The sequence below is a fragment of the Vibrio sp. L85 genome (assembly GCF_963871815.1).
In the GTDB taxonomy this organism is placed as follows: Bacteria; Pseudomonadota; Gammaproteobacteria; order Enterobacterales; family Vibrionaceae; genus Vibrio; species Vibrio harveyi.
On record NZ_CAWMYL010000047.1, the window covers coordinates 1 to 281 of the forward strand.

The 281-nt window shown below is 42.0% G+C and carries 1 protein-coding gene; it reads left to right on the top strand.

What is annotated here, in order from left to right; genetic code table 11:
* A partial coding sequence (locus AACR11_RS07515; RefSeq protein ID WP_223295726.1) for a hypothetical protein occupies nt 1–281 on the top strand: 281 nt, incomplete at both ends.

The window sequence follows — 281 nt, forward strand, 5'->3', positions numbered from 1 at the left end:
AAAACCAAGAGCACCCAACCACATTCTAAAGCTTTTCGGCTTCTCTCTCTATCCTTTTGTTTCTCAAACCCATTTTAAATATTCACTCTTAAACGTATGCATACGAATAAGGGTTGAATTATTTATCTTACTAAACGGTGCCGTGGCTCTGGTGTGTCAAGAAAGTATCTTTGTGTTTGTTCTGGTGCCATTGTTGGAAAGAACAACATACTTCCGTAATACAATGAATTTTGGGGCGTTACCGCAAGCGGTCGGGCTTTTCGTCGCTTCGCTCCTCGTGC